Annotated in this window: 28 protein-coding genes and 1 pseudogene; 21 read left to right on the top strand and 8 right to left on the bottom strand. The window is 69.5% G+C overall.

The genetic code is table 11. The features are described 5' to 3' along the window. The first annotated feature begins 49 nt into the window (after positions 1-49). The 4 genes from Pmi06nite_RS10125 (at position 50) to Pmi06nite_RS10140 (ending at position 3,438) form a co-directional block, all read left to right on the top strand. Positions 50-718, top strand: coding sequence for a sensor histidine kinase (locus Pmi06nite_RS10125; protein WP_203952638.1), 669 nt, complete (start codon positions 50-52; stop codon positions 716-718). Further along, complete coding sequence (locus Pmi06nite_RS10130; RefSeq protein ID WP_203952639.1) at positions 715-1,902, top strand: sensor histidine kinase; 1,188 nt, start codon at positions 715-717, stop codon at positions 1,900-1,902. Before Pmi06nite_RS10125 ends, Pmi06nite_RS10130 begins: the two co-directional genes overlap by 4 nt. 2 nt (positions 1,903-1,904) lie before the next feature. After that, positions 1,905-2,528, top strand: a complete 624-nt coding sequence (locus Pmi06nite_RS10135) for a response regulator (RefSeq protein WP_203952640.1) — start codon at positions 1,905-1,907, stop codon at positions 2,526-2,528. A 91-nt stretch (positions 2,529-2,619) separates the two neighbouring features. Beyond that, the gene (locus Pmi06nite_RS10140) at positions 2,620-3,438 is read left to right on the top strand and encodes a helix-turn-helix transcriptional regulator (protein ID WP_203952641.1); all 819 of its coding nucleotides are present in this window, start codon (positions 2,620-2,622) and stop codon (positions 3,436-3,438) included. A gap of 96 nt (positions 3,439-3,534) precedes the next feature. On the opposite strand, the gene Pmi06nite_RS10145 is transcribed toward Pmi06nite_RS10140, so the two are convergent. Next, positions 3,535-4,512, bottom strand: a complete 978-nt coding sequence (locus Pmi06nite_RS10145; RefSeq protein ID WP_239113790.1) for a helix-turn-helix domain-containing protein — start codon at positions 4,510-4,512, stop codon at positions 3,535-3,537. Positions 4,513-4,606: 94 nt separating this feature from the next. Here Pmi06nite_RS10145 and Pmi06nite_RS10150 point away from each other — a divergent pair, with 94 nt between their 5' ends. From Pmi06nite_RS10150 to Pmi06nite_RS10175, 6 genes are all read left to right on the top strand, one after another. Then, entirely contained in the window at positions 4,607-5,668 is a 1,062-nt protein-coding gene (locus Pmi06nite_RS10150) for a saccharopine dehydrogenase family protein (RefSeq protein WP_203952642.1), read from the top strand. A 136-nt stretch (positions 5,669-5,804) separates the two neighbouring features. Then, entirely contained in the window at positions 5,805-6,173 is a 369-nt protein-coding gene (locus tag Pmi06nite_RS10155; protein ID WP_203952643.1) for a VOC family protein, read from the top strand. Next, positions 6,170-6,820, top strand: coding sequence for a formylglycine-generating enzyme family protein (locus Pmi06nite_RS10160; protein WP_203952644.1), 651 nt, complete (start codon positions 6,170-6,172; stop codon positions 6,818-6,820). The genes Pmi06nite_RS10155 and Pmi06nite_RS10160 overlap by 4 nt, the downstream gene beginning before the upstream one ends. 117 nt (positions 6,821-6,937) lie before the next feature. After that, positions 6,938-7,324, top strand: a complete 387-nt coding sequence (locus Pmi06nite_RS10165) for a TraR/DksA family transcriptional regulator (RefSeq protein ID WP_203952645.1) — start codon at positions 6,938-6,940, stop codon at positions 7,322-7,324. 60 nt (positions 7,325-7,384) lie between these two features. Next, a complete protein-coding gene (locus Pmi06nite_RS10170; RefSeq protein WP_203952646.1) occupies positions 7,385-8,350 on the top strand; it encodes a helix-turn-helix transcriptional regulator in 966 nt (321 codons plus the stop codon). A gap of 156 nt (positions 8,351-8,506) precedes the next feature. Further along, a complete protein-coding gene (locus tag Pmi06nite_RS10175) occupies positions 8,507-9,202 on the top strand; it encodes a hypothetical protein (RefSeq protein WP_203952647.1) in 696 nt (231 codons plus the stop codon). Between the two features lie 54 nt (positions 9,203-9,256). On the opposite strand, the gene Pmi06nite_RS10180 is transcribed toward Pmi06nite_RS10175, so the two are convergent. Further along, the gene (locus Pmi06nite_RS10180; RefSeq protein ID WP_203952648.1) at positions 9,257-9,430 is read right to left on the bottom strand and encodes a hypothetical protein; all 174 of its coding nucleotides are present in this window, start codon (positions 9,428-9,430) and stop codon (positions 9,257-9,259) included. Between the two features lie 64 nt (positions 9,431-9,494). On the opposite strand from Pmi06nite_RS10180, the gene Pmi06nite_RS10185 reads away from it, so the two are divergent. The 7 genes from Pmi06nite_RS10185 (at position 9,495) to Pmi06nite_RS10215 (ending at position 14,997) form a co-directional block, all read left to right on the top strand. Continuing rightward, positions 9,495-10,889: an alpha/beta hydrolase family protein gene (locus Pmi06nite_RS10185; protein ID WP_203952649.1), complete on the top strand. Its 1,395-nt coding sequence runs from the start codon at positions 9,495-9,497 to the stop codon at positions 10,887-10,889. Positions 10,890-10,935: 46 nt separating this feature from the next. Beyond that, the gene (locus Pmi06nite_RS10190) at positions 10,936-11,100 is read left to right on the top strand and encodes a hypothetical protein (RefSeq protein ID WP_203952650.1); all 165 of its coding nucleotides are present in this window, start codon (positions 10,936-10,938) and stop codon (positions 11,098-11,100) included. After that, entirely contained in the window at positions 11,094-12,176 is a 1,083-nt protein-coding gene (locus tag Pmi06nite_RS10195; protein ID WP_203952651.1) for a sensor histidine kinase, read from the top strand. The genes Pmi06nite_RS10190 and Pmi06nite_RS10195 overlap by 7 nt, the downstream gene beginning before the upstream one ends. Continuing rightward, positions 12,164-12,799 (top strand): response regulator, encoded by a 636-nt coding sequence (locus tag Pmi06nite_RS10200; RefSeq protein WP_203952652.1) that lies wholly within the window; start codon positions 12,164-12,166, stop codon positions 12,797-12,799. Before Pmi06nite_RS10195 ends, Pmi06nite_RS10200 begins: the two co-directional genes overlap by 13 nt. 117 nt (positions 12,800-12,916) lie before the next feature. Next, complete coding sequence (locus Pmi06nite_RS10205) at positions 12,917-13,420, top strand: SRPBCC family protein (protein WP_203952653.1); 504 nt, start codon at positions 12,917-12,919, stop codon at positions 13,418-13,420. Next, entirely contained in the window at positions 13,417-13,758 is a 342-nt protein-coding gene (locus Pmi06nite_RS10210; protein ID WP_203952654.1) for a YciI family protein, read from the top strand. The genes Pmi06nite_RS10205 and Pmi06nite_RS10210 overlap by 4 nt, the downstream gene beginning before the upstream one ends. Before the next feature lie 21 nt (positions 13,759-13,779). After that, positions 13,780-14,997, top strand: a complete 1,218-nt coding sequence (locus tag Pmi06nite_RS10215; protein WP_239113791.1) for an RNA polymerase sigma factor — start codon at positions 13,780-13,782, stop codon at positions 14,995-14,997. Positions 14,998-15,015: 18 nt separating this feature from the next. On the opposite strand, the gene Pmi06nite_RS41830 is transcribed toward Pmi06nite_RS10215, so the two are convergent. Further along, the gene (locus tag Pmi06nite_RS41830; RefSeq protein WP_239113799.1) at positions 15,016-15,288 is read right to left on the bottom strand and encodes a hypothetical protein; all 273 of its coding nucleotides are present in this window, start codon (positions 15,286-15,288) and stop codon (positions 15,016-15,018) included. Between Pmi06nite_RS41830 and Pmi06nite_RS10225 the strand changes: the two genes are divergently transcribed. Further along, complete coding sequence (locus tag Pmi06nite_RS10225; RefSeq protein ID WP_308442490.1) at positions 15,229-15,585, top strand: response regulator transcription factor; 357 nt, start codon at positions 15,229-15,231, stop codon at positions 15,583-15,585. The two genes, Pmi06nite_RS41830 and Pmi06nite_RS10225, sit on opposite strands and share 60 nt — an antisense overlap. A gap of 122 nt (positions 15,586-15,707) precedes the next feature. Here Pmi06nite_RS10225 and Pmi06nite_RS10230 read toward each other — a convergent pair whose 3' ends face one another. Together Pmi06nite_RS10230 and Pmi06nite_RS10235 are read right to left on the bottom strand one after the other, a co-directional pair. Continuing rightward, on the bottom strand, positions 15,708-16,064 hold the full coding sequence (locus tag Pmi06nite_RS10230; RefSeq protein ID WP_203952658.1) for an MmcQ/YjbR family DNA-binding protein: 357 nt from the start codon (positions 16,062-16,064) through the stop codon (positions 15,708-15,710). 225 nt (positions 16,065-16,289) lie between these two features. Further along, positions 16,290-16,751: a hypothetical protein gene (locus Pmi06nite_RS10235; RefSeq protein ID WP_203952659.1), complete on the bottom strand. Its 462-nt coding sequence runs from the start codon at positions 16,749-16,751 to the stop codon at positions 16,290-16,292. A gap of 593 nt (positions 16,752-17,344) precedes the next feature. On the opposite strand from Pmi06nite_RS10235, the gene Pmi06nite_RS10240 reads away from it, so the two are divergent. Both Pmi06nite_RS10240 and Pmi06nite_RS10245 read left to right on the top strand, forming a co-directional pair. After that, positions 17,345-17,575 (top strand): hypothetical protein, encoded by a 231-nt coding sequence (locus Pmi06nite_RS10240; RefSeq protein WP_203952660.1) that lies wholly within the window; start codon positions 17,345-17,347, stop codon positions 17,573-17,575. 228 nt (positions 17,576-17,803) lie between these two features. Further along, a complete protein-coding gene (locus tag Pmi06nite_RS10245) occupies positions 17,804-18,268 on the top strand; it encodes a hypothetical protein (protein WP_203952661.1) in 465 nt (154 codons plus the stop codon). Between the two features lie 46 nt (positions 18,269-18,314). Here Pmi06nite_RS10245 and Pmi06nite_RS10250 read toward each other — a convergent pair whose 3' ends face one another. The 3 genes and pseudogenes from Pmi06nite_RS10250 to Pmi06nite_RS10260 all read right to left on the bottom strand — a co-directional run bounded on the left by Pmi06nite_RS10250 (position 18,315) and on the right by Pmi06nite_RS10260 (position 20,705). Beyond that, positions 18,315-18,956: a flavin reductase family protein gene (locus tag Pmi06nite_RS10250; RefSeq protein WP_203952662.1), complete on the bottom strand. Its 642-nt coding sequence runs from the start codon at positions 18,954-18,956 to the stop codon at positions 18,315-18,317. A 120-nt stretch (positions 18,957-19,076) separates the two neighbouring features. Further along, positions 19,077-19,776, bottom strand: a pseudogene (nadE, locus tag Pmi06nite_RS10255) (NAD(+) synthase); the annotation flags it as partial. Next, positions 19,773-20,705 (bottom strand): SMP-30/gluconolactonase/LRE family protein, encoded by a 933-nt coding sequence (locus Pmi06nite_RS10260; RefSeq protein WP_203952663.1) that lies wholly within the window; start codon positions 20,703-20,705, stop codon positions 19,773-19,775. The gene Pmi06nite_RS10260 and the pseudogene nadE, both read right to left, overlap by 4 nt. A 111-nt stretch (positions 20,706-20,816) precedes the next feature. Between Pmi06nite_RS10260 and Pmi06nite_RS10265 the strand changes: the two genes are divergently transcribed. Continuing rightward, positions 20,817-21,278, top strand: a complete 462-nt coding sequence (locus Pmi06nite_RS10265; protein WP_203952664.1) for an Lrp/AsnC family transcriptional regulator — start codon at positions 20,817-20,819, stop codon at positions 21,276-21,278. The last annotated feature ends 170 nt before the right edge of the window (positions 21,279-21,448 follow it).

The following is a 21,448-nucleotide window of genomic DNA, read 5'->3' on the forward strand; positions in this document are numbered from 1 at the left end:
CCCGCCCGGGTCGGCATGCCTGACATTCGCCGCATGGATGGAACCGACCATGAAGCAGAGCGAGGAGTGGGCCGCCCTCATAGAGGAACTGGAGGCCCAGCGGGCCGAGGTGGCGAGGCTGTCGGCCGAGCGCGGCGTCCTGGCCGAACGCGAGCGCCTCGCCGGGGAGATCCACGACACCCTGGCCCAAGGCTTCACCAGCATCATCATGCTGATCCAGGCAGCCGAAGCCCAGACCGACCCGGCCCGTCATCTGAGGCTGGCCGTACAGACCGCGCGCGAGAACCTGGCCGAGGCGCGCGCGCTGGTGGCCGCGCTCGGCTCGGCGCCGCTGGACGGCTCCGCCCTGGACGGGGCACTGGTACGGCTGGCGGGCCGGCTCAGGCAGGAGTCGGAGACGGCTGCGGCGTTCACGCTCCACGGGGAGTCGCGCCCGCTGACGCCGCCCACCGAGGTGGTGCTCATCCGCGCCGCCCAGGAGGCCCTGGCGAACGTGCGCAAGCACGCGGCGGCCGGCCGGGTGGACGTCTCGGTGACCTACGGCCCGCGGACGGTGACGCTGGAGGTCCGCGACGACGGTCGCGGCTTCGACCCGTCCGCCACCGGCGGGTACGGCCTGCGGGCGATACGGAGCCGGGTGGAGCAGGCGGGCGGCTGGATGCGGGTGCGGAGCTCGCCGGGAGAGGGGACGACTCTGACGTTCGAGGTGACAGAGTGACCGTCGTGAAATTTCGCGACAACTCCCCGCCCAGGTCCCAACACGTGTTCATGCGCCTGAGCGGATGGGAGCTGCTCTACCTCGTCGCCTTCCTGGCCTCCGTCCTCTTCGTGATCTCCGATGACACGCTCGGGACGGCCAAGCAGGTGACCGCGATCGTGCTGCTCGGCGGATGCCTGGTCGCATACGTGCGGCTCGGGCGGCGGTCCGTCGGCGTGGGGTATCGCTCATGGGAGGGGAGGACGTACGTCGTCCTGCTGATCGTGCTGTTCACCCCGGTGGCCGCCATCTGCCCGCCCACCAGATTTCTCCTTTTCGCCCTGTGCGCGCAGTGCTTCATGATGATCCCCAAGAACCAGGCGAGAATCGCCGTGATCATCTTTAATGTGGCCCCCGCTCTGGAGTTCCTCGTCGACCCGCCGTCGCTGCAGGAACTGACCGTCTTCCTGGGGGTGACGCTCACCGTCCTCGCCTTCGCACTGACCTTCGGCCCCTGGATCGTCGACGTCATCGGCCAGAGCAGGGAGCGGGCCTCGCTCATCCAGCAGTTGGAGGCCAAGCGCGCCGAGGTGGCCGCGCTGTCGGCCGAGCGCGGGGCCCTGGCCGAACGCGAGCGCCTCGCCGGGGAGATCCACGACACCCTGGCCCAAGGCTTCACCAGCATCATCATGTTGCTGCAGCAGCCCGACCCCCGTCGGGTCGAGCTGGCCGTACAGACCGCGCGCGAGAACCTGGCCGAGGCGCGCACGCTGATCACCGAGCTCAGCCCGGCGCCGCTGTCCGGGGCCACCCTGGAGGAGGCCCTCGGGCGGATCACCTCGAAGTTCGGTGAGGAGCTCTCGATGTCGGCCGTGTTCGAGGTCCGGGGCGACTCCAGGGCGACCCCGACCAAGGTCGACGTCGTCCTGCTCCGCGCGGCGCAGGAGGCGTTGGCCAACGTGCGCAAGCACGCCAGGGCGGGCTCCGTCACGGTGACGCTGGAATACACACCGGAAGCGGCCAGGCTGACCCTCCAGGACGACGGCGCCGGCGTTGATCCGTCCGCCGCCGAGGGGTACGGTCTGCGCGGCATGCGTGCCCGGGTCGAACAGGCGGGCGGCACCCTCACCGTGACCGGCCCACCGGGCGGGGGCACCGTCCTGGAGGCCGTCGTCCCCACCGGCCGTACCGATCAGGGAGCGTGACAGTGTTGCGTCTGATGATCGTCGATGACCATCCGGTGGTCCGCGAGGGACTGCGGGGAATGCTCGAGGCCGACCCCGGGATCACCGTGGTGGGGGAGGCGGCGTCGGGGGACGAAGCGGTGGTGCGGGCAGCGGAGTCGCGTCCCGACGTGATCCTGATGGACCTGCGCATGCCGAACGGGGACGGGGTGAGCGCCACAGCGCGCATCCTCGCCGCACGGCCGGAGAGCAGGGTGATCGTGCTGACCACCTATGAGACCGACCAGGACATCGTGCGGGCGGTCGAAGCGGGGGCCGCCGGATACCTGCTGAAGGACACCTCCCGGGCCGATCTACTGACCGCGATCTTCTCGGCGGCGCGCGGGGAGACCGTGCTGTCGCCGTCGGTGGCGACCCGGCTGGTCACCCGGATGCGGGCGCCGGCGAGCGAGTCGTTGTCGCCGCGCGAGGCCGAGGTGCTCTCCCTGGTGGCCGAGGGGCTGACCAACGCGGAGATCGGCAAGACGCTGTTCATCAGCGAAGCCACGGTCAAGACCCATCTGCTGCGTGTTTTCGGCAAGCTCGGCGTCTCCGACCGCACCGCCGCCGTGACCGTGGCCCTGGACCGCGGATTCATCATCCGGTAGGAGCGCGACGCCCACGCCCTCGACGTCCGCCGACCGAACGTGGGTGTAGCACGCCCACGTTCCCTGATGAGGTTGTAGATAGCTTGTCAATATGGACGGTGGGAGCCCTCTTGGTGAGTTCCTCCGCGCCCGGCGTTCGGTCATGACTCCCGATCAGGTCGGTCTACCTCTGTTCGGACGCCGACGGACGCCGGGCTTACGCCGCGTCGAGGTGGCGATGCTGGCCGGCGTGAGCGTCGACTACTACAGCCGGCTGGAGCAGGGCAGAGAATGCCATCCATCCGATCAAGTGCTCCGAGCTCTGGCCCGCGCCCTGTCGTTCGATCTCGACGCCACCGAGCACCTGTACGAGCTCGCACGCGGTGGGCCACGCAAGCGGAGGACCGCCGAGGAGATCGATGAGGTCAGCCCGACCGTGGTGCGGTTCGTGGAGGGCTGCGACCACGTACCGGCTGTCGTGGTGAACGGCCGGTTCGACGTGCTGGCCAGGAATCCGCTGGCCGACGCTCTCTACAACGGGCTGGAGCACCGCGACAACCTCATCCGGCTGGCCTTCCTCGCCCCCGAGGCACGCGAGTTCTACCTGGATTGGGAGCAACATTCCCAGGTCAAGGTGGCCCATCTGCGCGCCGCGGCGGGGGCGGACCTCGAGGACCCCGCCCTGGTCGAGCTGATCGAGGAACTCGGGTCCGCAAGTGAGGATTTCCGCCGGATGTGGGCTCGCCACGAAGTACGGGCCCTGACCGGCTCACTCATTCGCGTTCGCCACCGCGACGTCGGCGACCTCGTTCTCTCCTACGAGATGTTCACCGTCGAGAGCTCCCGCCCCCACCAGATCATCGTGTTGGCGGCCGAGCCCGGCAGCCCCTCGGAGAAGGGTCTGGCCCGGCTGGGCATTCACTCCCGGTAGAAGCCGCAGCGGGGTGCCGGAGCCGTAGACCTCGTCGCCGGTCGCCCACCGCGGATTCCCGCGGCCGGCACGCGGCCGATCAGTTGAGCGGCCCGGTCAGCTGGCGATCCGCACCGCACCGGGCCGTTCGTGGAACGTCCGCCGGTAGGCGGTGGGCGACACTCCGACGATCCGGGCGAAATGCGCCCGCAGACTGGCCGGCCCGCCGAAGCCGCAGGTGGCGGCGATCCATCCGATCGGCCGGTCGCTGGTCTCCAGGAACTGCTGGGCCCGGCGCACCCGCTGCTGCAGCAGCCAGCGCAGCGGCGACATCCCGAGCGCCTCGGCGAATCGGCGCTCGACGGTGCGCACGCTGACATTGGCCTGAGCGGCCAGGTCGGCGGTGGACAACGGCAGATGCAGGTGCTCGCCGGCCCAGTCCAGCAGGGTGGCCAGCCAGTCGTCGCGGACCGCGGGCGAGACCGGGCGGTGGTACTGAGCCTGCCCGCCCTCCCGGTGCGGCGGGGTGACCAGGCGGCGGGCCAACTCGGCGGCCACCGCGGCGCCGTGGTCGACCCGCACCACGTGCAGGCAGGCGTCGATGCCGGCCACCGTCCCCGCGGAGGTGATCACATTGGAGTCCTCCACGTAGAGCACGGACGGGTCGACCCGGACGGCGGGATAGCGGTGGCTCAGCTCCTCCGCGTGCAGCCAGTGAGTGGTGGCCCTGCGCCCGTCGAGCACCCCGGCGGCGGCCAGGACGAAGGCGCCGGAACAGATGGACAGGATCCGGATCCCCCGCTGGTACGCATTCCGAACGACCTCCACCAACTCCGCCGGCGGGTCGTCGTGCACATTCGTGCAGGCCGGGACGACGAGCGTGTCCGCCGATTCCAGATCCCACCCGTGACGGACCGGGGGGAGGGTGAATCCCGGGCTCAGCCGCACCGGCCCGCTCCCGACCGGGACCACCGAGAACTCGTACCACGGATCGGCCAGGTGCGGCCGGTCGACGCCGAAGATCTGACACGGGACGGCCGCTTCGAAGATCGGCATGTCGTCGGTGACAGCCATGACGACGCGATGGGGGCGCATGGCGCGAATCTAGCGCAGGTTGACGTCGAGGACGGTGGCCCCCGACGGCACCGCTCGGCAGGATCGAAGGAGTTCCCACGGCTGGAGAGACCTGATGATCGAGACCAACGACCGACCTGATCACGGACCCGCGAAGCCGGTGGTCGCCGTGTTCGGCGCCTACGGGCACACCGCCCGGTTCGTGACGGCGGAGTTGCTGGCGCGCGGTTGGACGCCGGTGCTGTCCGGGCGGGACGCGGCGAAGCTTGAGGCGGCCGCCGCCGTCCACCCCGGCGTGGAGTGGAGGGTCGCCTCGGCCGACGTCCCCGCCTCGCTCGACCAGGCGATCGCCGGCGCGGCCGCGGTGATCAACTGTGCCGGGCCGTTCGCCGACACGGCCCCGCCGCTGATCGAAGCCGCGCTGCGCGCCGGGATCCACTACCTGGACGTCACGGGCGAGACCCTGGTGGCGGTCGACACCTTCGACACCTACCGGGATGACCCGCGAGTGAAGGAGGCGGGCATCGTGGTGGCACCGGTGATGGCGTTCTACGGCGCGCTGGGCGACCTGCTCGCCACCGTCGCGATCGGTGACTGGCCTGCGGCCGACGAGATCTCGATCGCGGTGGCCCTGGACAGCTGGCACCCGACCCGCGGAACCCTGCTGGCCGGCCGGCGCCGGGCGGGGCGGCGGGTGGTCTTCTCCGACCATCACCTCCAGGTCCTCGCGGGCGACGAGCCGCCGCCGAAGGGGACCTGGACATTCTCCGCGCCCTTCGGCACCCAGGACGTCGTAGGGCAGTTCTCCACCACCGACGTGATCACCGTCTCCCGGCACCTGGACACCGCGCGGATCAACACCTTCCTGAACGTCGCCCCGCTGAAGGACCTCGGCGACCCGGAGACCAAGGGCCCGCAGGCCACTGACGCCAGCGGCCGATCGGCCCAGGTCTTCCTGGTCGAGGTCGTCGTCCGCCGGGGGGAGGAGGAGCGGCGGGCGTCGGCGCGCGGCCGTGACATCTACGCCGTCACCGCGCCGATCGTGGTGGAGGCCACCGAGCGGATCCTGACCGGCCGCACCCGGGCCGCCGGCGTCGTCACCGCCGGGGAGATCTTCGATGCCGAGGACTTCCTGCGGTCCCTGCCGCTGGACGAACTGTCGCTCGGCGACGGGTGACCTCCGGCCTCATCGCCACAACGCCGTCGACCGGGCCGTTCACGGCGCGGATCAAGGTTCAGCCGGCTGATCGCGATCCACTGCACCAGGGGATGAAGTATCTTCACGTCAAGATAGAAGGGAACAGGAGCCGTCCATGCTGCATCACGTCCAATTGGCCTGTCCCCCCGGAAGCGAACCCGCCCTCCGGGTCTTCTATGAAGGCGTGCTCGGTCTGGCCGAGATCCCCAAGCCTCCCGTGCTCGCCGCACGTGGCGGGTGCTGGTTCCGCGGCCACGGCATCGAGTTGCACCTGGGCGTCGAATCCGACTTCCGCCCGGCCCGCAAGGCGCACCCCGGCCTCCTGGTCCAGGAGATCGACCAGTGGGCCCGGCGCCTGAGCGAGGCCGGGTACCCCGTCGTCTTCGACGACGACTTTCCAGGGATGCGCCGCTTCTACAGCGAGGACCCGCACGGCAATCGTCTGGAGTTCCTGGAACCGCTCTCCCGATCGCCGAGCGCATGATCGAGATACCTGCCGGGGAGATCGTCCTGCGGGACGAGGGCACGAGGACGGACTGGAGGGTCGAGGTCGGGGCCTTCCTGCTGGCGCCGTACCCCGTGACCCGCGAGTTGTATGACGCGGTTCGAGGGGAGGCGCCCGCGAGCCCGGCGGGGCCGCGGACGCCGGTGACCGAGGTCTCCTGGAAGGAGGCCGTTCGGTTCTGCAACCTGCTCTCGCAGGGAGCGGGGCTCGAACCCTGCTACTCGATGGGTGACGACCCCGACGGTCAGGACGTGGTCTGCGACTGGGAGGCGGACGGCTACCGCCTCCCGTCCGAGGCGGAGTGGGAGTACGCGTGCAGGGCCGGGACCTCCGGCGTCCGCTACGGAGAACTGGACGAGATCGCCTGGTACCGCGAGAACTCCGGCGGTGAAATACGCGATGTCGCAACCAAGGCGCCGAACGCGTGGGGCCTCCACGACATGATCGGCAACGTGTGGGAGTGGTGCTGGGACCTCTACGATCCCGGCGTCTACGGGCCGTACCGCGTATTCCGCGGCGGAGGTGCGCATGATCGACCCCGCGGATGCCGGGCGTCGTGCCGCCGCAAGAGTCACCCGACCTTCCGCATCGACGACCTCGGGTTCCGGCTCGCCCGCTCGCGGTGAAGCAGTCGAATCGCCGGCGTTCTCGACTCCGCAGGTTCCGCTTCCGGGAGGTCGCGTGGTCCACTGTGCGGCGTGAGCCTGACGAAATCGGGGATCGTGAAGAGGTGGTGAATCGTGATGGCTGAGCGATCTCAGGGCGCCGCTCTTTCCCCCGCGGATCAGGCGATCATGCGGGATCTCCTCGGCGCCGACCGCGAGCGGACCCTGGAGCGAGTCGCCTCGCTGACACGCGACTGGGACGCCATCGTCCAGTCGGCCGCGCTGGTGGCCACCGATGACGAGCACGACCCCGAGGGGTCGTCCACCGCCTTCGAGCGCGCCCATGTCCAGTCCCTGCTCGACCAGGCGCAGAGCCATCTCGCCGATTTGGACACGGCGATGGAACGGCTCAACGACGGGACGTACGGGGTGTGCGAGAGGTGCGGACGCCCCGTCGCGGTCGAACGCCTGAAGGTCCGCCCAGCGGCGAAGACCTGCATCACCTGCGCGACCGCCCGACGCTGAGGCGACCGTCGCGTGCTACGTTCCATTCCGGATGTTCTGCTTCCGGATTGTGAGGGTGCGGTGAGATCCGACGCGAGCCCGACGGCACGGGCGCTGATGGCTCTCGAACTGGTCCAGGGCAGCCCGGGCATCACCGCGGACCGGCTCGCCGACAAGCTCGGCGTCTCGGAGCGGGCAGCCCGGCGGTACGTCGGCATCCTCCGCGAGGCCGGCATCCCGATCGAGTCCGTCCGGGGCCCCTACGGGGGCTACCGCGTCGGCCGCGGCCTCCGGCTCCCGCCCCTGATGTTCAGCGCCGTCGAGGCCCTCGGCCTGGTGATGGCCGTGCTCGACGGCCATCACGACGCGAGCGATCCCACGGACCCGGTCGGCAGCGCGCTCGGCAAGATCGTGCGGGCACTCCCCGAGTCCGTGGCCGCGCAGGCAGAGGCCGTACGCCGGACCACGGCGCCCGCCCCCGATCGCGCCGCCGCCCGGCCCGACCCCGAGACCACGACCGCCCTCGTGCAGGCCTGCTCGAACCACCGGCGGGTACGACTCGGCTACCGCTCCGAGGCCGGGTCGGAGTGGGTCACCGAGGTCGACCCGTGGGCGGTCGTCGTCCGCCACGGCCGGTGGTATCTGCTGTGCTGGTCCCACAGCAGGCAGGCCCGCCGGGCGTACCGGATCGACCGGGTCCGCGGAGTGGAGGTGCTCGACGACCCCTTCAGCCCACCCGCCGACCTCGACCCGGTCTCCATGCTCGAGGAGCATCTCGCCGTCGGGTGGGAGTACGACGCCGAGGTCGTCATCGATGCGCCGGTCGACGCCCTCGCGCATCGCCTCCCCCGCGCTCTCGGACGGCTCGAGCCGCTCGATGCCGAGACCACCCGCCTGGTCGGCAGCACCAGCAACCCGTGGTGGTACGCCGAGCAGCTCGCGGCGATCCCGGTGCCGTACCGGATCGTGAGGTGCCCCGAGCTCCAGGAGGTCGCGCGCGTCGTCGGGTCGCGGCTCCTGGCGGCGGGTGAGGGTCCGCGTCCCTGACCGACAGGCCGGGCCAGGCGATCACCGTCGGACTTCCGACGCGATCTTTGCCTGCCTGCGCCGGTGTGAGATAACGGGCCATGAGGCGCTCGACATCGATCTCACGCCGCGAAGGATGCGGAGACGGTCGAGGATGACGACCCGGGACGGAGGCTGATGGAGACGAGCCCGACCGGCGAGGAGTACCTGCTGATCACCAGCAAGGACCGGGCATTACCGAGCGTCGTGATCCTCTGCCTGACCGTGGCTGTGCTCGCCGGGGGGTACCTGACGCTCCGGTGGGTCTCACAGCACATTCACGGATTCGCCCTCGGCTTGGCCTACTCGGCGGGAGGCCTGCTCCTCCTGCTGGCGTTCTGGGTGGTGGACACGCACGTGACACACCTGATGAATTGGGCGTTCTGGCGGCGGCGGGGGGTGCCGGCGATGCGGCTGACTCCCGCAGGCTTGGACTACAGTGCCGCCTTCGCCGGCACGTTTCCGCTCCATGTTCCGTGGGACCTGGTCGAGGGTTGCGGCTACCGGCCGAACAGCGACGGACATCCTTTCTGGTGTGCAGGCCTTCACCCTGTCGCCGTCATGGACGCGGTGCCCGCCTCGATCTTCGTGAGGCCCGTTCCCCCGATCCGCGCCCGGGAGGTCGCTGAAGAACTGGCCCGAACCGCCGCTGCGGAGGGTGAGAGCGTCGATGTCGGTCTGCTCACGCACATGTTGGCATTCGGTACGCCAGTGGCCATCAACCTCCACCGGGTCCATGGCGTGCCGCTGGCGGAGGTCGACGAAAAGCTCCGGGAATGGACGCACGGGCGGTGCTCGTTCCGGGCCGATACCCGAGGACCGGGCTTCTTCTGATCCGTCGGCCGACGTGGTGCTTTCGCGGTATCCGCGCCGTCACTCTTACTCAGCCTAGGCCGGTCTCCGGGCCGTGCCGATGGTGCGGACACCCGAACTCGCCCAGGTGCCCGCACCCCCATCGGTGAGGTGCCGGAGCCCTGGCCCGCGCTCGGCGAGCCCGGCCAGTCTTTGATCAACGGACGCGGCGCCGAAGGCCGCGTCCCTGATCCGACGAGGATGTGCCATGCGGCCTACGACAGCTCACGCGAGGACCACTGAAGGAGCCGGCGCGTCCACGGCGAGACGGTGGATGTCGCTCCCGCTCGCTCTCTGGGCGGTCGCGCTGTCCGCGGTCGTCCTGTCGGCCGGTCCCGCGCACGCCGCGCCGGGCGGCCTGACCACGACCGAGGTGTCCTTCTCCGGCGACGGCGGGGTGGTGCTGCGCGGAACCGTTCTGGCACCGGCGTCGGCGACGCGACGCCGGCCCGCCCTGGTCATGGTGCAGGGCGCGGGAACCCGCGGCCGGGGGGAGTTGCGCGCGGAGGCCGAGGCATTCGCCCGTCTCGGCATCGTGACGCTCATCTACGACAAGCGGACCATCGGGTACTCCCTGTTCCATCGCGACTACTCGGTGCTGGCCGACGACGCGCTCGCCGCGTTGCGCCTGATGCGTGCCCGCGCCGACGTCGACCCGGCACGTCTCGGGCTGTGGGCCCAGTCGGAAGGGGCCTGGGTCGCCTCGCTGGCGGCCGCCCGCTCGGCCGACCCGAAGTTCCTGATCACGGTCGGGGCGGTAGGCAGCACCCCGGCCGCGCAGACGGCATGGGGGTACGGTCAATTCCTCCGGCATGCCGGGGTGTCCGGCTCGCTGCCGCGCACGATGCAGGAGACGGGCCTCCGGCTGCTGGTCGGCGCCGGCCTGTTCCCCGAGGCCGACTACGACCCGGTGCCCGCGTGGCAGAACGTACACCAGCCGGTACTCGCGCAGTGGGGTGAGTTCGACCGTGAAGCCCTGCCCGCGGAGAGCAGCCGGATCATCCGCCAGGCGCTGGAGCGCGGCGGCGACACCCGGTACACGATCCGGTTCGTTCCCGGGGTCCGGCACGACCTGAACCTCACCGCCGACGACGGCTTCGACCGGATCGACAGCCTCCCACCCGGCTACGGCGAATTCGAGGCCTCCTGGATCGACGGCCTGGCCCACGACGTGCCGCCGGCCACCGTGGGGACGGTTCCGCAGCCGAACCAGATGAGCCGCCCGCTGACGCCGTCGGCCTGGTACGAGTCGCCGTGGCTGCACCTCGCCGTTTTCGCGCTACTGCTGGCGGCCTTCGCCGGATACCCGGTGACCGCGGCCGTGCGCCGCGTCCTCGGCCGCCGCGGCGCCCCGCTCGTCCGGCGTCCCGCCCGCTGGCTGGCCGCGCTCGGACTGACGACCACCTTGGGTTCCTTGCTGTACCTCTGTTTCATGCTGGCGACGGCGGCGAACGTCGTCGGCCCCGTGGTGGCCGGCCGGCCCCTGCCGTGGCTCGTCCTGCAGGTGCTCACCGTGGCCACCGTCGTCACCACGCTCGCCACGGCGCTTGCGTGGAGACGCCACCGCCGCAGCCTCGACCGCGCCGGGCGGGTACGGCTCGGCGTGCTCCTCACCGGCGGCCTGGTGTTCCTGCCGTGGGCGCTGTACTGGGGCCTGCTACTGCCGTGAGAGGTATCCGTGCCTGCTCCGAGACGCAACTGGGAGGATTCACACCATGCGGCAGAGGATCGCACGCGGGACGCGCGAGCTGGGGCACCTGCTGACCGACGTGGTCATCGGGCTGGCCACGCCGTTCCTCCTCGTCCTGACGCTGATATCGGCACCGACGAGCCTGGTGGGGGCCTGGGCATCCCGCTCTTCCTCGTCGCCGTCTTGCTGACCCGCCGGCTGGCCGACCTGCAACGCCGCCGGGCCGCCGCGGTGCTGGGCGTACCGGTGGCCTCGCCCTACGCTCCGTCGCCCGCAGGTCTGCTCGCCCGGGCGCGCGCCACGCTGAGCGACCCGGCCACCTGGCGCGACCTGGCCTGGCTGCCGTGTCAGTTCGCGGCGGGCGTGCTCGGCGTGACACTCGGGCTCGGACTATGGCTGGCGGCCCTGCAATGCCTTTCCGCGCCGTTGCTGCGGGCGCTGCTGCCGACCCGTACGCCCTACGACCCCGCAGTGCTGGAGATCACCGGCCGGTCCGGCCCGTTGACGTGGCTGTTGGTTCCAGTCGGCGTCGGGCTGGTGATAGCGGCCTACCGCCTGCCACGGCATCTCGTCACCGGTCAGGCCTGGCTGGCGCGCGCCCTGTTGGGACCCACGTCCACCGCCCGGCTGTCCGCGCGGGTCAACCGGCTGACCGCCACCAGGGCAGCCGCCGTCGACGCCTCCGCCAAGGAACTACGCCGCGTCGAACGCGACCTGCATGACGGCGCGCAGGTGCGCCTCGTGGCGGCGTCCATGAATCTCGGCATGGCCGAGGACGTCATCGACACCGATCCGGCGGGCGCCAAAGCGCTCATGGCCGAGGCGAAGGCCGGCATGGGCGAGGCTCTGACCGAACTGCGCGACCTGGTGCGCGGCATCCACCCGCCGGTGCTGGCCGACCGCGGCCTGGCCGGAGCGGTGCAGGCGCTGGCGGTGTCCAGCGGCATCCCCGTCGAACTGGATCTGCGACTCGACCGGCGTCTCGCCGCCCCGGTGGAATCCTCGGCCTACTTCGTCATCGCCGAGTCGCTGGCCAACGCCATCCGGCACAGCGGCGCCCGGCACATCCAGGTCACGGTCGCGGACGCCGCCCACGTGCTGCGCATCACCGTGCGCGACGACGGCCGCGGCGGCGCCGACCCGTCACTCGGCACGGGGCTTCGGGGCATCCAACGGCGACTGGCCGCCTTCGACGGAACCCTCCGCATCACCAGTCCCCCGGACGGACCGACCGTGCTCGACATGGAGTTGCCATGCGCGTCCTGATCGCCGAGGACCAACTGCTGCTGCGCGACGGACTGACCCGGATGCTGACCGCGTACGGCTTCGACGTGGTGGCCGCGATCGACGACGGTGCGGGACTGGCCGAAGCGCTCGTCTCGCACCGGCCCGACGTCGCCGTGGTCGACGTGCGCCTGCCCCCGACGTTCACCGACGAAGGGTTGCGCGCCGCCATCGCCGCCCGGTCGGAGGTTCCCGGCCTTCCGATCCTGATCCTCTCCCAGTACGTCGAACGGCTCTACGCCCGCGAACTGCTCTCCGATCGCAACGGTGCGGTCGGGTACCTCCTCAAGGACCGCGTAGGTGACGTGCGGCAGTTCGTCGAAGCGATCCGTCAGATCGCCGCCGGCGGCACCGTCATGGACCCGGAAGTGGTCGCGCAGTTGCTCCATCAGCGCGACGCCCTGGCCGTACTCTCTCCGCGTGAGCGAGACGTGCTGCGCCTGATGGCCGAGGGCCGATCCAACGCTGCGAACGCCGCCCATTTGGTCATCGCCGAGAAATCGGTCAACAACCACATCAACGCCCTCTTCGCCAAACTGGGGCTACCGCCCTCCGGCAGCGACCACCGTCGCGTCCTCGCCGTCCTGGCCTACCTCGACCAGTGAACGGCAATGGCACGCCGTCCCACACTGGCCGGCTGCGCGAAAAAATCTTGATGTGAGCTGTAGTAGAGGGCTCCGCCCGTTCGTCATCCACCTGACGAACGGGAGAGGAGAACACTCATGGACATGGTCACCGGAGCACAGGTGGCGGTCGCCCTGACCGTCCCGATACCACGCGAGCGGATGTGGGACCTGGTCACCACGGTGGGCCGGATCGGCGAGTGGAGCCCGGAGGCCACCGGCGGCGCCTGGTGTGACGACGCCCGAGGTCCGGTGCCGGGTGCCCGATTCATCGGCCGCAACCGGTTCCCCAGCGGATTCGAAAGTATGGTGACCTGCGTGGTCGTAGAAGCAGAGCAGCCGAGCGTCTTCGCCTGGACGGTTCTGGACGACGCCGGCCTGGCCGGCTCGACGTGGCGCTATGAGCTGCGCGAAGGCGACGAGCCGGGGAGCACCCTGGTCCATCACTCGTTCACCCATGGCCCCGGCGCCAGCGGCGCCCGCGAAGGTGCCGAGGCCGATCCGCAGGGGCTCAACGACCGCCTGGTCACGCTGTGCCGGAACATGACCACCACGATCACCGCGATGGCCACCGCCGATTCCACGATGGGAGCAGTCCGATGAAGTACCTGATGCTGGTGTGCACCGACCCGAACTACACGCCCGGCCAGGACGACGGCGCCCCGGATGTCGAGGACTGGGTCAAGGAGATGGACGGCAAGGGGGTCCGGCTGATGGGCAACCGCACCCGGCCGGCGAGCGACGCGACCACGGTTCGCGTCCGCAACCGTGAGGTGCTGCTCACCGACGGCCCGTACGCGGAGACCAAGGACCAGATAGCCGGCTTCGACATCCTCGAGTGCGCCGACCTCGACGAAGCCATCGACGTCGCGTCCAAGCACCCGATGGCGTGGGCGGGGATGATCGAGCTGCGTCCGTTCTGGCCGGACGACGAGGACTAGCGGCTGAGACGGATGACGCCGGTGACAGGTCAGGAGAAGGACCGGATCGCCGGGATCTACGCCGACGGGTGGAGCCGGATCGTGGCCACCATGATCCGGTTCACCGGCGGCGACTGGAACCTGGCCGAAGAGTGTGCGCAGGACGCGTTCGCGAAGGCGCTCCAAAGCTGGCCGGAATCAGGCGTACCGGACCAGCCACTGGCGTGGCTGACCACCACGGCACGCCATCGCGCGATCGACCGGATGCGTCGCGCGTCGACCGAGGCGGCGAAGCTGCGGGAGGTGGCCGCGATGGACCCGGAGCCGTCGCCCTACCTGAGCGACAGCGAGATCCCTGACGAGCGTCTGGAGCTCATGTTCACCTGCTGCCATCCGTCGCTGAGTCTCGAGGCCCAGGTGGCGCTGACCCTGCGGAGCCTGGCCGGCATGAGCACCGCGGAGATCGCGCGTGCGTTCCTGGTGCCGGAACGCACCATGGGCCAGCGCCTCTTCCGGGCCAAGCAGAAGGTCGCGCACGCGGTCATCCCGTTCCGGGTGCCGCCCGCGCACCTGTTGCCGGACCGCCTTCCCGCTGTGCTCCACGTGCTCTATCTGCTGTTCAACGAAGGATACGGAGACTCGCGGAAGGCCCGGCTCTGCCAGGAGGCCATCCGTCTCGCGCGGGTGCTGACTGCGTTGATGCCCGACGAGCCCGAAGCTCACGGCGTGCTCGCGCTGATGTTGCTGCACGATGCCCGGCGGCCGGCGCGTGTGGACGCGGCCGGCGATCTGGTCACCCTGGACGAGCAGGACCGCTCGCTGTGGGATCAGGCGCAGATCGCGGAAGGAGCCGCGATCTGCGAACGAGCGCTACGCCGGCGCCGCGCCGGGCCGTTCCAGCTCCAGGCGGCCATCGCGGCGTGTCATGCGACCGCGCCGCTCGCCGCCCAGACGGACTGGCCGCAGATCGTCGGGCTGTACACGCAACTCGCGCGCATCGCGCCGAGCCCGATCGTGGACCTGAACCGTGCCGTGGCGATCGGCATGGCCGACGGTCCCGAGGCGGCGCTACCCCTGGTCGACGCGATCGCCGGAACCGGGCAGCTCAACGACTACTACCTGTTGCACGCCACACGTGCCGACCTGCTGCGCCGCGCCGGCCGCGCACAGGAGGCGGCCGAAAGCTACCGCTCGGCGCTCGACCTCGCACCCACCGACGCCGAGCGCCGTTTCCTGCGCAACCGGCTGGAGCTCCACTGACGGCGGACGACGGAGGGCTCATGCGTCGCGGCGACGTAACACCAGGTAGCCGCCGATGAGAGCGGCGGCGGCCCAGAGCGCCAGGAGGCCGATCCCGGTCCACGGGCCGTAGTCGCGAGCCCAGCGCGGCTCAGTCTGCGGCCCGGTGATATGCATGATCACCATGCCTACCTGGTCCGGCAGATACTGGGTGACGCTCCGCAACTTCGGGATGTTGCCCAGGCGCCCGACATCGAGGTCGTCGCGCAGGCGCAGAACGGCCGGGCCGCCGTGGACCAGGCGCTCATGCACCGCGTCAACGTGGCACTGCTCGACATCAAGATGCCGGTGATGGACGGCCTGAGCGCGACAGAGGAGCTCCTGCGGCAGGCGCCCGCGGTGCGGACCGTGATGCTCACGTCGTTCGGCGACGAGGCCAACGTGCTGCGGGCCCTGCAGAACGGCACGGCGGGGTTCGTGGCCGAGATCGGCCGGCGGCTGGGCATGAGTGAGACGACCATCAAAACCTATGTGAGCCGGATCCTGACCAAGCTCGGCTGCTCGAATCGTGTTCAGGCGGCCCTGCTGGTGCGCGACGCCCGAGGATGAAACGGGCCGGGTCGTCCCGCCCCGGGTGCCGCAGGCGATGCTCCTCGACTGAGATCGACGCCGGGTCCGCGAGGGCCGTATCGCGTCGTTCCACGGTCATCGCCGCCTTGTGCAGGCCGTACTCACTCCAGGCGGGCGACCAGGCGCTTGGGCGCGACGGTCCGGTAGGCGTCCGCGACGATCTCGGCGATCTCGGCCCAGTCCTGGGGGACGTCGACGTAGACGCCGAGCCAGCCGCGGTGGCCGACATACGGCGGGCGGAAGAAGCGCTCGTGGTCCTCGGCCAGCAGAGCCTCCTGGGTGCCGGGCGGGGCGGCGCACCAGAACGCGACCCGGTCGTCGTGATGGTGGTCGGCGTACGTCACGAACGTCTTCTTGTCCTGGATGAACCAGGTCGGCGCGCCATGGCTGAGGCGTTCGGTGGTCTCGGGGAGCGCGAGGCAGAGCCGGCGCAGTGACTCCAGCGGATCATCGGCCATGGTCGGACGATACTTCGCGCAATCCCGGGACGACCCGGGTTCCGCCGAGCAGGTCGTCGGGCGTCCTGGTGGAGGGCAGGAAACAAGGCTCCCAGCCAGGCGAAGACGATGACGTAAACGATGATCGTCAGCGCCGGATGGGCGACCGCTACAAGGCGAGCCCGCCCTGTGAACGGCCGCCCACACCTGACCTGGGGTCAGAGGTGACCGCCCCTGACCCTCCTCTCAGAACCGGTCACGGAACGGCCGGCCCTCGCTGAACCGGTCGCGGGCGCGCCGGTCCTCGCCGAACCGCTCCCGGAACGGCCGGTCCTCCCTGAACCGGTCACGGAACGGCCGGTCTTCCCTGAAGCGCTCGTGGAAGCGCCGGTTCTCTCTGAACCGCTCGTGGAAGCGCCTGTCTCCCCTGAACCGGTCGCGGGCGCGCCGGTCCTCCCTGAACCGCTCGCGGTAGCGCTCCTCGCTGAACCGCTCGTGGAAGCGGCGCTCCTCCCGGGCACGGTCAGGGCGTGGCGGAGGTTGCACCGGAGTCACCGCAGCCGCCTTCGCATGGTTCGACATGCTGAGCGTCGTGGTCGTGTTCATCGAGTTCAGGCCGGCGGGGCCATTCGGCGCTTGAGTAAGCCCGAACGCCAGAGCCCCGAGCACTGCAGCGCCTAATGGCGCCGACAGCCGATTCTTGGGCATGCTGCCTCCTCCCCGAATCGCCATGACCTGCAGCGATTTCGGATCTCCAACCATCGTGGGCATTGAGATCCAGGCGCGTCTAGGCAAGTTGGCGGATATTGAGACGGCAGGACGGCCATTCAGAGGAGCGGCATGACTTTGCGCTTTCCGTCGCCGGGCCCCCTTTGCTGTGGGTTTTCATCCACGTACTGGAGAGATTGCGTTCGGATCAGCCGGCAGGGCCGCGGTGTCCACGGGAGTCCGCCTACCATGTCGCCGATTTCCTTGCCTGTCATTTTCCGTCCTATGGTGCGGCATTGAACCCCCCAGGGAAGTGCCGTTCATTTCCCCCATCGAGATACGAATCAGCAGCTCAAAGCCTCACAGCGGCCGGCTGAGTGCAATACCGAATTTCTCTGGTGAATGCGGCTAATCATATTCATACAGTGATGTGCCAGAAATGATGTTTTGCCCCCGTCTGGGAGATTTCATCTGATTCCACGATTAGTCTTAATGATGTTCAGCGCCGCATCGGCGTATCCCGAGACCCGGAACCGACGCTCGTCATCCCCGTCGATCAGGGGTTCGGTCCTCACCTCAGGGAGTGGTCTCTGATGCTCAAGCGTTTATTCTTCGCCGTCACGCTGGCCGCATCCACGCTCCTCGTCACCGGCACCGGCATCGCGCAGGCCTCCGCGCAGTCCTCCGACCCGAGCGTCTGCGCGTCGGCCCAGCACATCACCCCGGGGCAGCCCGGCCAATGCCTCTGGAGGGCCGGCTGCTACCAGTGTTACAGCTACCGGACCGGACGCTGGGAAACCCAGCATTGCGACGACGGCGGCTGATGGCCGCACGTATCGACGACCAGGCCCTATAGGCGACGACAGCCCTGCGAGGCACCGCTTCGCAGGGCTGTCCCGCGCAGATGAGCGCATCGCGGACGCGCGACCGGTCGCCCCCGCCGGCAACTCCATGCCGGCCGGCGGCGGCGGAACCTCGTGGTGCGGATAGGAGCCGAATCGATCTCGAGAAAGTAGTTGCAGAGACACTAGTGCATGTGACACTATTCACTCATGACACAGAACAGCACCGCCGAGGTAGTCCGAGTTCACGCCGACCACACCATGACCAAGCACCTGGGGAACTGGACGACTGCGCGCACCTTCCAGGTCCGCACCCGGCGCGGCGCGGCCGTCATCGACCTGCGCTCGCCGGAGATCGCCGATGGTGACATCGAACTGGACCTGGACATCGACCACGGCATGGTCAAGCTGCTGCTGCCCGCCGACGCCACCGTCGACCAGTGGGGCATCCAGTGGACCGGCGCCGGCAAGGTCAAGGACGGCGAGGGAGCCAAGGCCCAGGGCGGTCGTCGGGTGCGACTCACCGGACGGGTGAGTGGCGGAGAGGTCCGGATCCACCGCGGCGGCATGGCGATCCTGTCCGCCATGTTCTCCCGGGCATACCTGGAAGATCTCAAGCGTGCCCACCGCGACGGTGCCATGCCGACCGTCGACGATCCCACTCGCACGGCCTGATCCGCTCAGAGCTACCGGACCGGGGCACCCACCCGGCAGCGAGCCGCTATGAGCCGGTCGCCTGCTGAAGCTGATGCGGCATGTTCCAGCCCTCGGCGAGCCTCGACGGATGCACGTTCTGCCCGCCGCCGAAGAACTCGCAGAACTTCATGATGAGCGGATCCCACCCCAGCGGGTCCACGTACTGGGTCCCAGGGATGATCAACTCCTCCTCGACATGGATGCGCACCACCCTGACCTGGAAGGCGGTCGCCTCCGTCTCCGGACCGCCGAACGGATGCGCCTCATCCACCACGCACTCCAGTTGGATGGGGCACTCCTCGACGCGCGGCGCCCGCACCAACTCCGCCGGCTGCTCGGTCAGCCCCGAGACCCCGAACTTGTCTCGCTCATACCGGTAACCCTGGTGCAGCCGATAGTCCGGTATCACCGCTTTCGCGGTCAGAAGCGCGAGCCTGTCGACGGCGTCGACCATCGAAGAGGACGCGAGATTCAGCACACACTCGCGTTCGCGCAGCAGATTCGCCGCGGTCTGACCGTTGTTACCGAGCCCCAGCATGCAGGAGTCGTCCAACCACCAGGCCGAGGACATCGGCGAGATGTTCGCCGAGCCGTCCTCGTTCCGGGAGCCGATCAGGACCACCGGGGTCCCGAAGTACAGGACTTTCAAGTCGGAGATCTTGTGCATGCCCTTTGCCCTTCGTCCTTCGCCGCGCCGTACCACGCCGGTTTGCGCCGGTTTGCGTCGCGAAGACTCTCTCCACTAGCTGCGACGGCCGCTGGCAGAAATCGGACGCCTCGCTTCCCGCTCGTCGGGCCTGCCGGGGCGAAGGGATTCAAGGTCGGCGGTAGGAGTCTTGTGGATCAACGTGCCCGGCATGCCCAGCGTGTGGGCGATCGCGCGTACGCGCCGCTTGGTCAGACCGGCGAGCGGCACGACGTCGGCGGCGCCGTCTCCGTGTTTGGTGAAGAATCCGGTCACCGCCTCGGCGGCGTGGTCGGTGCCGACGACCAGCCCCCCGAGCGCCCCGGCGACGGCGTACTGGGCGATCATTCGCTGCCTGGCTTTGATGTTGCCGAGGAGGAAGTCCTGCTGGATGGCGTCAGGCAAGGGTCAGGCCCCCGGCCAGCAGCGTCCGCAGGCTCGCGTCGCTGGCCGGCTGGATGTCGACGGTCAGAGTTCGGTCGGGACGGACGAACGCCAACGCGGCCTGGGCGTCGTGCTCGTCGCGCTGGACGCCGTACGGCAGTCGCATGGCCACGAAGACGGCTTCGCTTCCCGCGCCGCGCGCCTTTTCGACCGCGAGCCGGCACAGCCGGCCCGCGGTGGCCGAGTCGACGCCGCCGCTGACGGCCAGCACCAGCGTGGCGGTCCCGGCGCCGTTCAATGAATCGACGAGGTATGCGACTCGCCGCTCGATCTCGCGGCCGGCGTCGAAGTCGGAGTCGACGCCCAGGTCGCGGGCGATGTGCCGCCGGGTTCGCTCGGCGGTCGTGACGTCGTTCATGACCGCTCGGTTCCGGCCGGCTGAGGGTAGCGGGCACCGTTGACGGTGACCCGAAGCGTGTACACGCTGGTCCCCGCGGTGATGAAGAGGTGGTTGCGCTTGGGACCGCCGAAAGTGAGGTTCGCGACCGATTCGGGCAGCAGAAGCTTGCCGATGAGGGTGCCGTCCGTGTCGAAGCAGTGCACGCCGTCCCAGGCGGCCGCCCATACCCGTCCGGCGTCGTCCACCCGGAGACCGTCGAAGCGTCCGTTGTCGCACTCGGCGAAGATCTTCCCGCCGGTCAGGGCGCCCTCGGCGGTGACGTCGAAGACGCGAATGTGGCTGGGTTCCTGCCGGGTGTCGGCGATGTACAGCCGTTGCTCGTCGGGTGCGAAGGCCAGGCCGTTGGGCCGGCAGAAGTCGTCGGCGACCACTCGCAGGTCACCGGTGGCCGGGTCGAGGCGGAACACGTAGCAGGCGCCGCCGAACTCACTGTCCCCCTTGTCGCCCTCGTAGTCGCTGAAGATGCCGTAGCTCGGGTCGGTGAACCAGATCGTGCCGTCAGCGCGGACGACCACGTCGTTGGGGCTGTTGAGTCGCTTGCCCTGATACCGGTCGGCCAGCACGGTGACGGTGCCGTCGTGTTCGGTGCGGGTGACGCGCCGGTTGCCCTGCTCGCAGGTGATGAGCCGGCCCTGCCGGTCGATGGTGTTGCCGTTGGCATGACCGGAGCTGTGGCGGAAGACGCCGACGGCGCCGGTGGTCTCGTCCCAGCGTAGGAGCCGGTCGTTGGGGATGTCGCTCCACACCAGGTGGCGCCCGGCCGGGAAGTACGCCGGGCCCTCGGTCTTGCGCGAGCCGGTGTGCAACCGTTCGAGGACGAAGTCGCCGTCGATGTACCGGAAGCGTTCGTCGAGCACCTGGAACTGGGCGGGGATGGTCTCGACCATCGCAGGCTCCTCATCGTGAGCTGATTGAAGTTCGGTAGAACGCTAGCATCTCCGAATGTAGTATGGTTATTAGGCGACTTGGCTAGTTGACGTTCTACGAGTAGGGGTGCGGTGGACGACATAGATCGGGCGCTGCTGGCGGCGTTGCAGGCCGACGCCACACAGGCCTACGCGGCCCTCGGCAAGGCAGTGGGGCTGTCGGCGGGATCGGCCCACGAGCGAGTGCGCAAGCTGCGCGAACGCGAGGTCATCCGGCACACCACCATCGACGTCGATCCGGCCGCCGTCGACCGCGGCGTGCTCTCGTTCGTCATGCTGCAGTCCAACGCGTGGATGGGCGACCCACCGACCCGCGACGCCCTCGCGGCCATCCCCGAGATCCAGGAAGCCCACATCATCGCCGGGTCCGCGTCGCTCCTGGTCAAGATCCGCACCTCGACCCCGGAGCAGTTGCAGGCTGTGCTGCGCCGCGTCTTCGACGTCGACGGTGTCACCGGCACCCAGACCATCATCGTGCTGGAGACGTTCTTCGAACGGCCACTCAACGTCACTGATCCGGACCCGGCCCGATAGTCGGGCCGCCGGCGAAAACGCGATGGCTCAGGGTGTGCCTGCCGGCCGGCGCGGGGGTGCAACCTGAAGCGTGATCGCCGCCCCGACCCGGGTCCCCGTGTGAGCGGAGCCTAGAACCTCTGATTTCCTGCTTGCAATTGTGCCCGCCGTAGTCGAGGCTCGACGAAGCT

Origin of the sequence: Planotetraspora mira, from assembly GCF_016863275.1 — a bacterium.
Lineage (GTDB): Bacteria > Actinomycetota > Actinomycetes > Streptosporangiales > Streptosporangiaceae > Planotetraspora > Planotetraspora mira.

Excerpts from the sequence above, each read along its gene's own strand:
- Pmi06nite_RS10200 (WP_203952652.1), top strand. The coding sequence starts at position 12,164 with ATGCGCGTCCTGATCGCCGAGGACCAACTGCTGCTGCGCGACGGACTG.
- Pmi06nite_RS10125 (WP_203952638.1), top strand. The coding sequence starts at position 50 with ATGAAGCAGAGCGAGGAGTGGGCCGCCCTCATAGAGGAACTGGAGGCC.
- Pmi06nite_RS10140 (WP_203952641.1), top strand. The coding sequence starts at position 2,620 with ATGGACGGTGGGAGCCCTCTTGGTGAGTTCCTCCGCGCCCGGCGTTCG.
- Pmi06nite_RS10230 (WP_203952658.1), bottom strand. The coding sequence starts at position 16,064 with ATGGCCGATGATCCGCTGGAGTCACTGCGCCGGCTCTGCCTCGCGCTC.
- Pmi06nite_RS10205 (WP_203952653.1), top strand. The coding sequence starts at position 12,917 with ATGGACATGGTCACCGGAGCACAGGTGGCGGTCGCCCTGACCGTCCCG.
- Pmi06nite_RS10145 (WP_239113790.1), bottom strand. The coding sequence starts at position 4,512 with ATGCGCCCCCATCGCGTCGTCATGGCTGTCACCGACGACATGCCGATC.
- Pmi06nite_RS10190 (WP_203952650.1), top strand. The coding sequence starts at position 10,936 with ATGCGGCAGAGGATCGCACGCGGGACGCGCGAGCTGGGGCACCTGCTG.
- Pmi06nite_RS10175 (WP_203952647.1), top strand. The coding sequence starts at position 8,507 with ATGGAGACGAGCCCGACCGGCGAGGAGTACCTGCTGATCACCAGCAAG.
- Pmi06nite_RS10235 (WP_203952659.1), bottom strand. The coding sequence starts at position 16,751 with ATGCCCAAGAATCGGCTGTCGGCGCCATTAGGCGCTGCAGTGCTCGGG.
- Pmi06nite_RS10160 (WP_203952644.1), top strand. The coding sequence starts at position 6,170 with ATGATCGAGATACCTGCCGGGGAGATCGTCCTGCGGGACGAGGGCACG.
- Pmi06nite_RS10180 (WP_203952648.1), bottom strand. The coding sequence starts at position 9,430 with ATGGCACATCCTCGTCGGATCAGGGACGCGGCCTTCGGCGCCGCGTCC.
- Pmi06nite_RS10210 (WP_203952654.1), top strand. The coding sequence starts at position 13,417 with ATGAAGTACCTGATGCTGGTGTGCACCGACCCGAACTACACGCCCGGC.
- Pmi06nite_RS10240 (WP_203952660.1), top strand. The coding sequence starts at position 17,345 with ATGCTCAAGCGTTTATTCTTCGCCGTCACGCTGGCCGCATCCACGCTC.
- Pmi06nite_RS10165 (WP_203952645.1), top strand. The coding sequence starts at position 6,938 with ATGGCTGAGCGATCTCAGGGCGCCGCTCTTTCCCCCGCGGATCAGGCG.
- Pmi06nite_RS10185 (WP_203952649.1), top strand. The coding sequence starts at position 9,495 with ATGTCGCTCCCGCTCGCTCTCTGGGCGGTCGCGCTGTCCGCGGTCGTC.
- Pmi06nite_RS10155 (WP_203952643.1), top strand. The coding sequence starts at position 5,805 with ATGCTGCATCACGTCCAATTGGCCTGTCCCCCCGGAAGCGAACCCGCC.
- Pmi06nite_RS10250 (WP_203952662.1), bottom strand. The coding sequence starts at position 18,956 with ATGCACAAGATCTCCGACTTGAAAGTCCTGTACTTCGGGACCCCGGTG.
- Pmi06nite_RS10150 (WP_203952642.1), top strand. The coding sequence starts at position 4,607 with ATGATCGAGACCAACGACCGACCTGATCACGGACCCGCGAAGCCGGTG.
- Pmi06nite_RS10260 (WP_203952663.1), bottom strand. The coding sequence starts at position 20,705 with ATGGTCGAGACCATCCCCGCCCAGTTCCAGGTGCTCGACGAACGCTTC.
- Pmi06nite_RS10245 (WP_203952661.1), top strand. The coding sequence starts at position 17,804 with ATGACACAGAACAGCACCGCCGAGGTAGTCCGAGTTCACGCCGACCAC.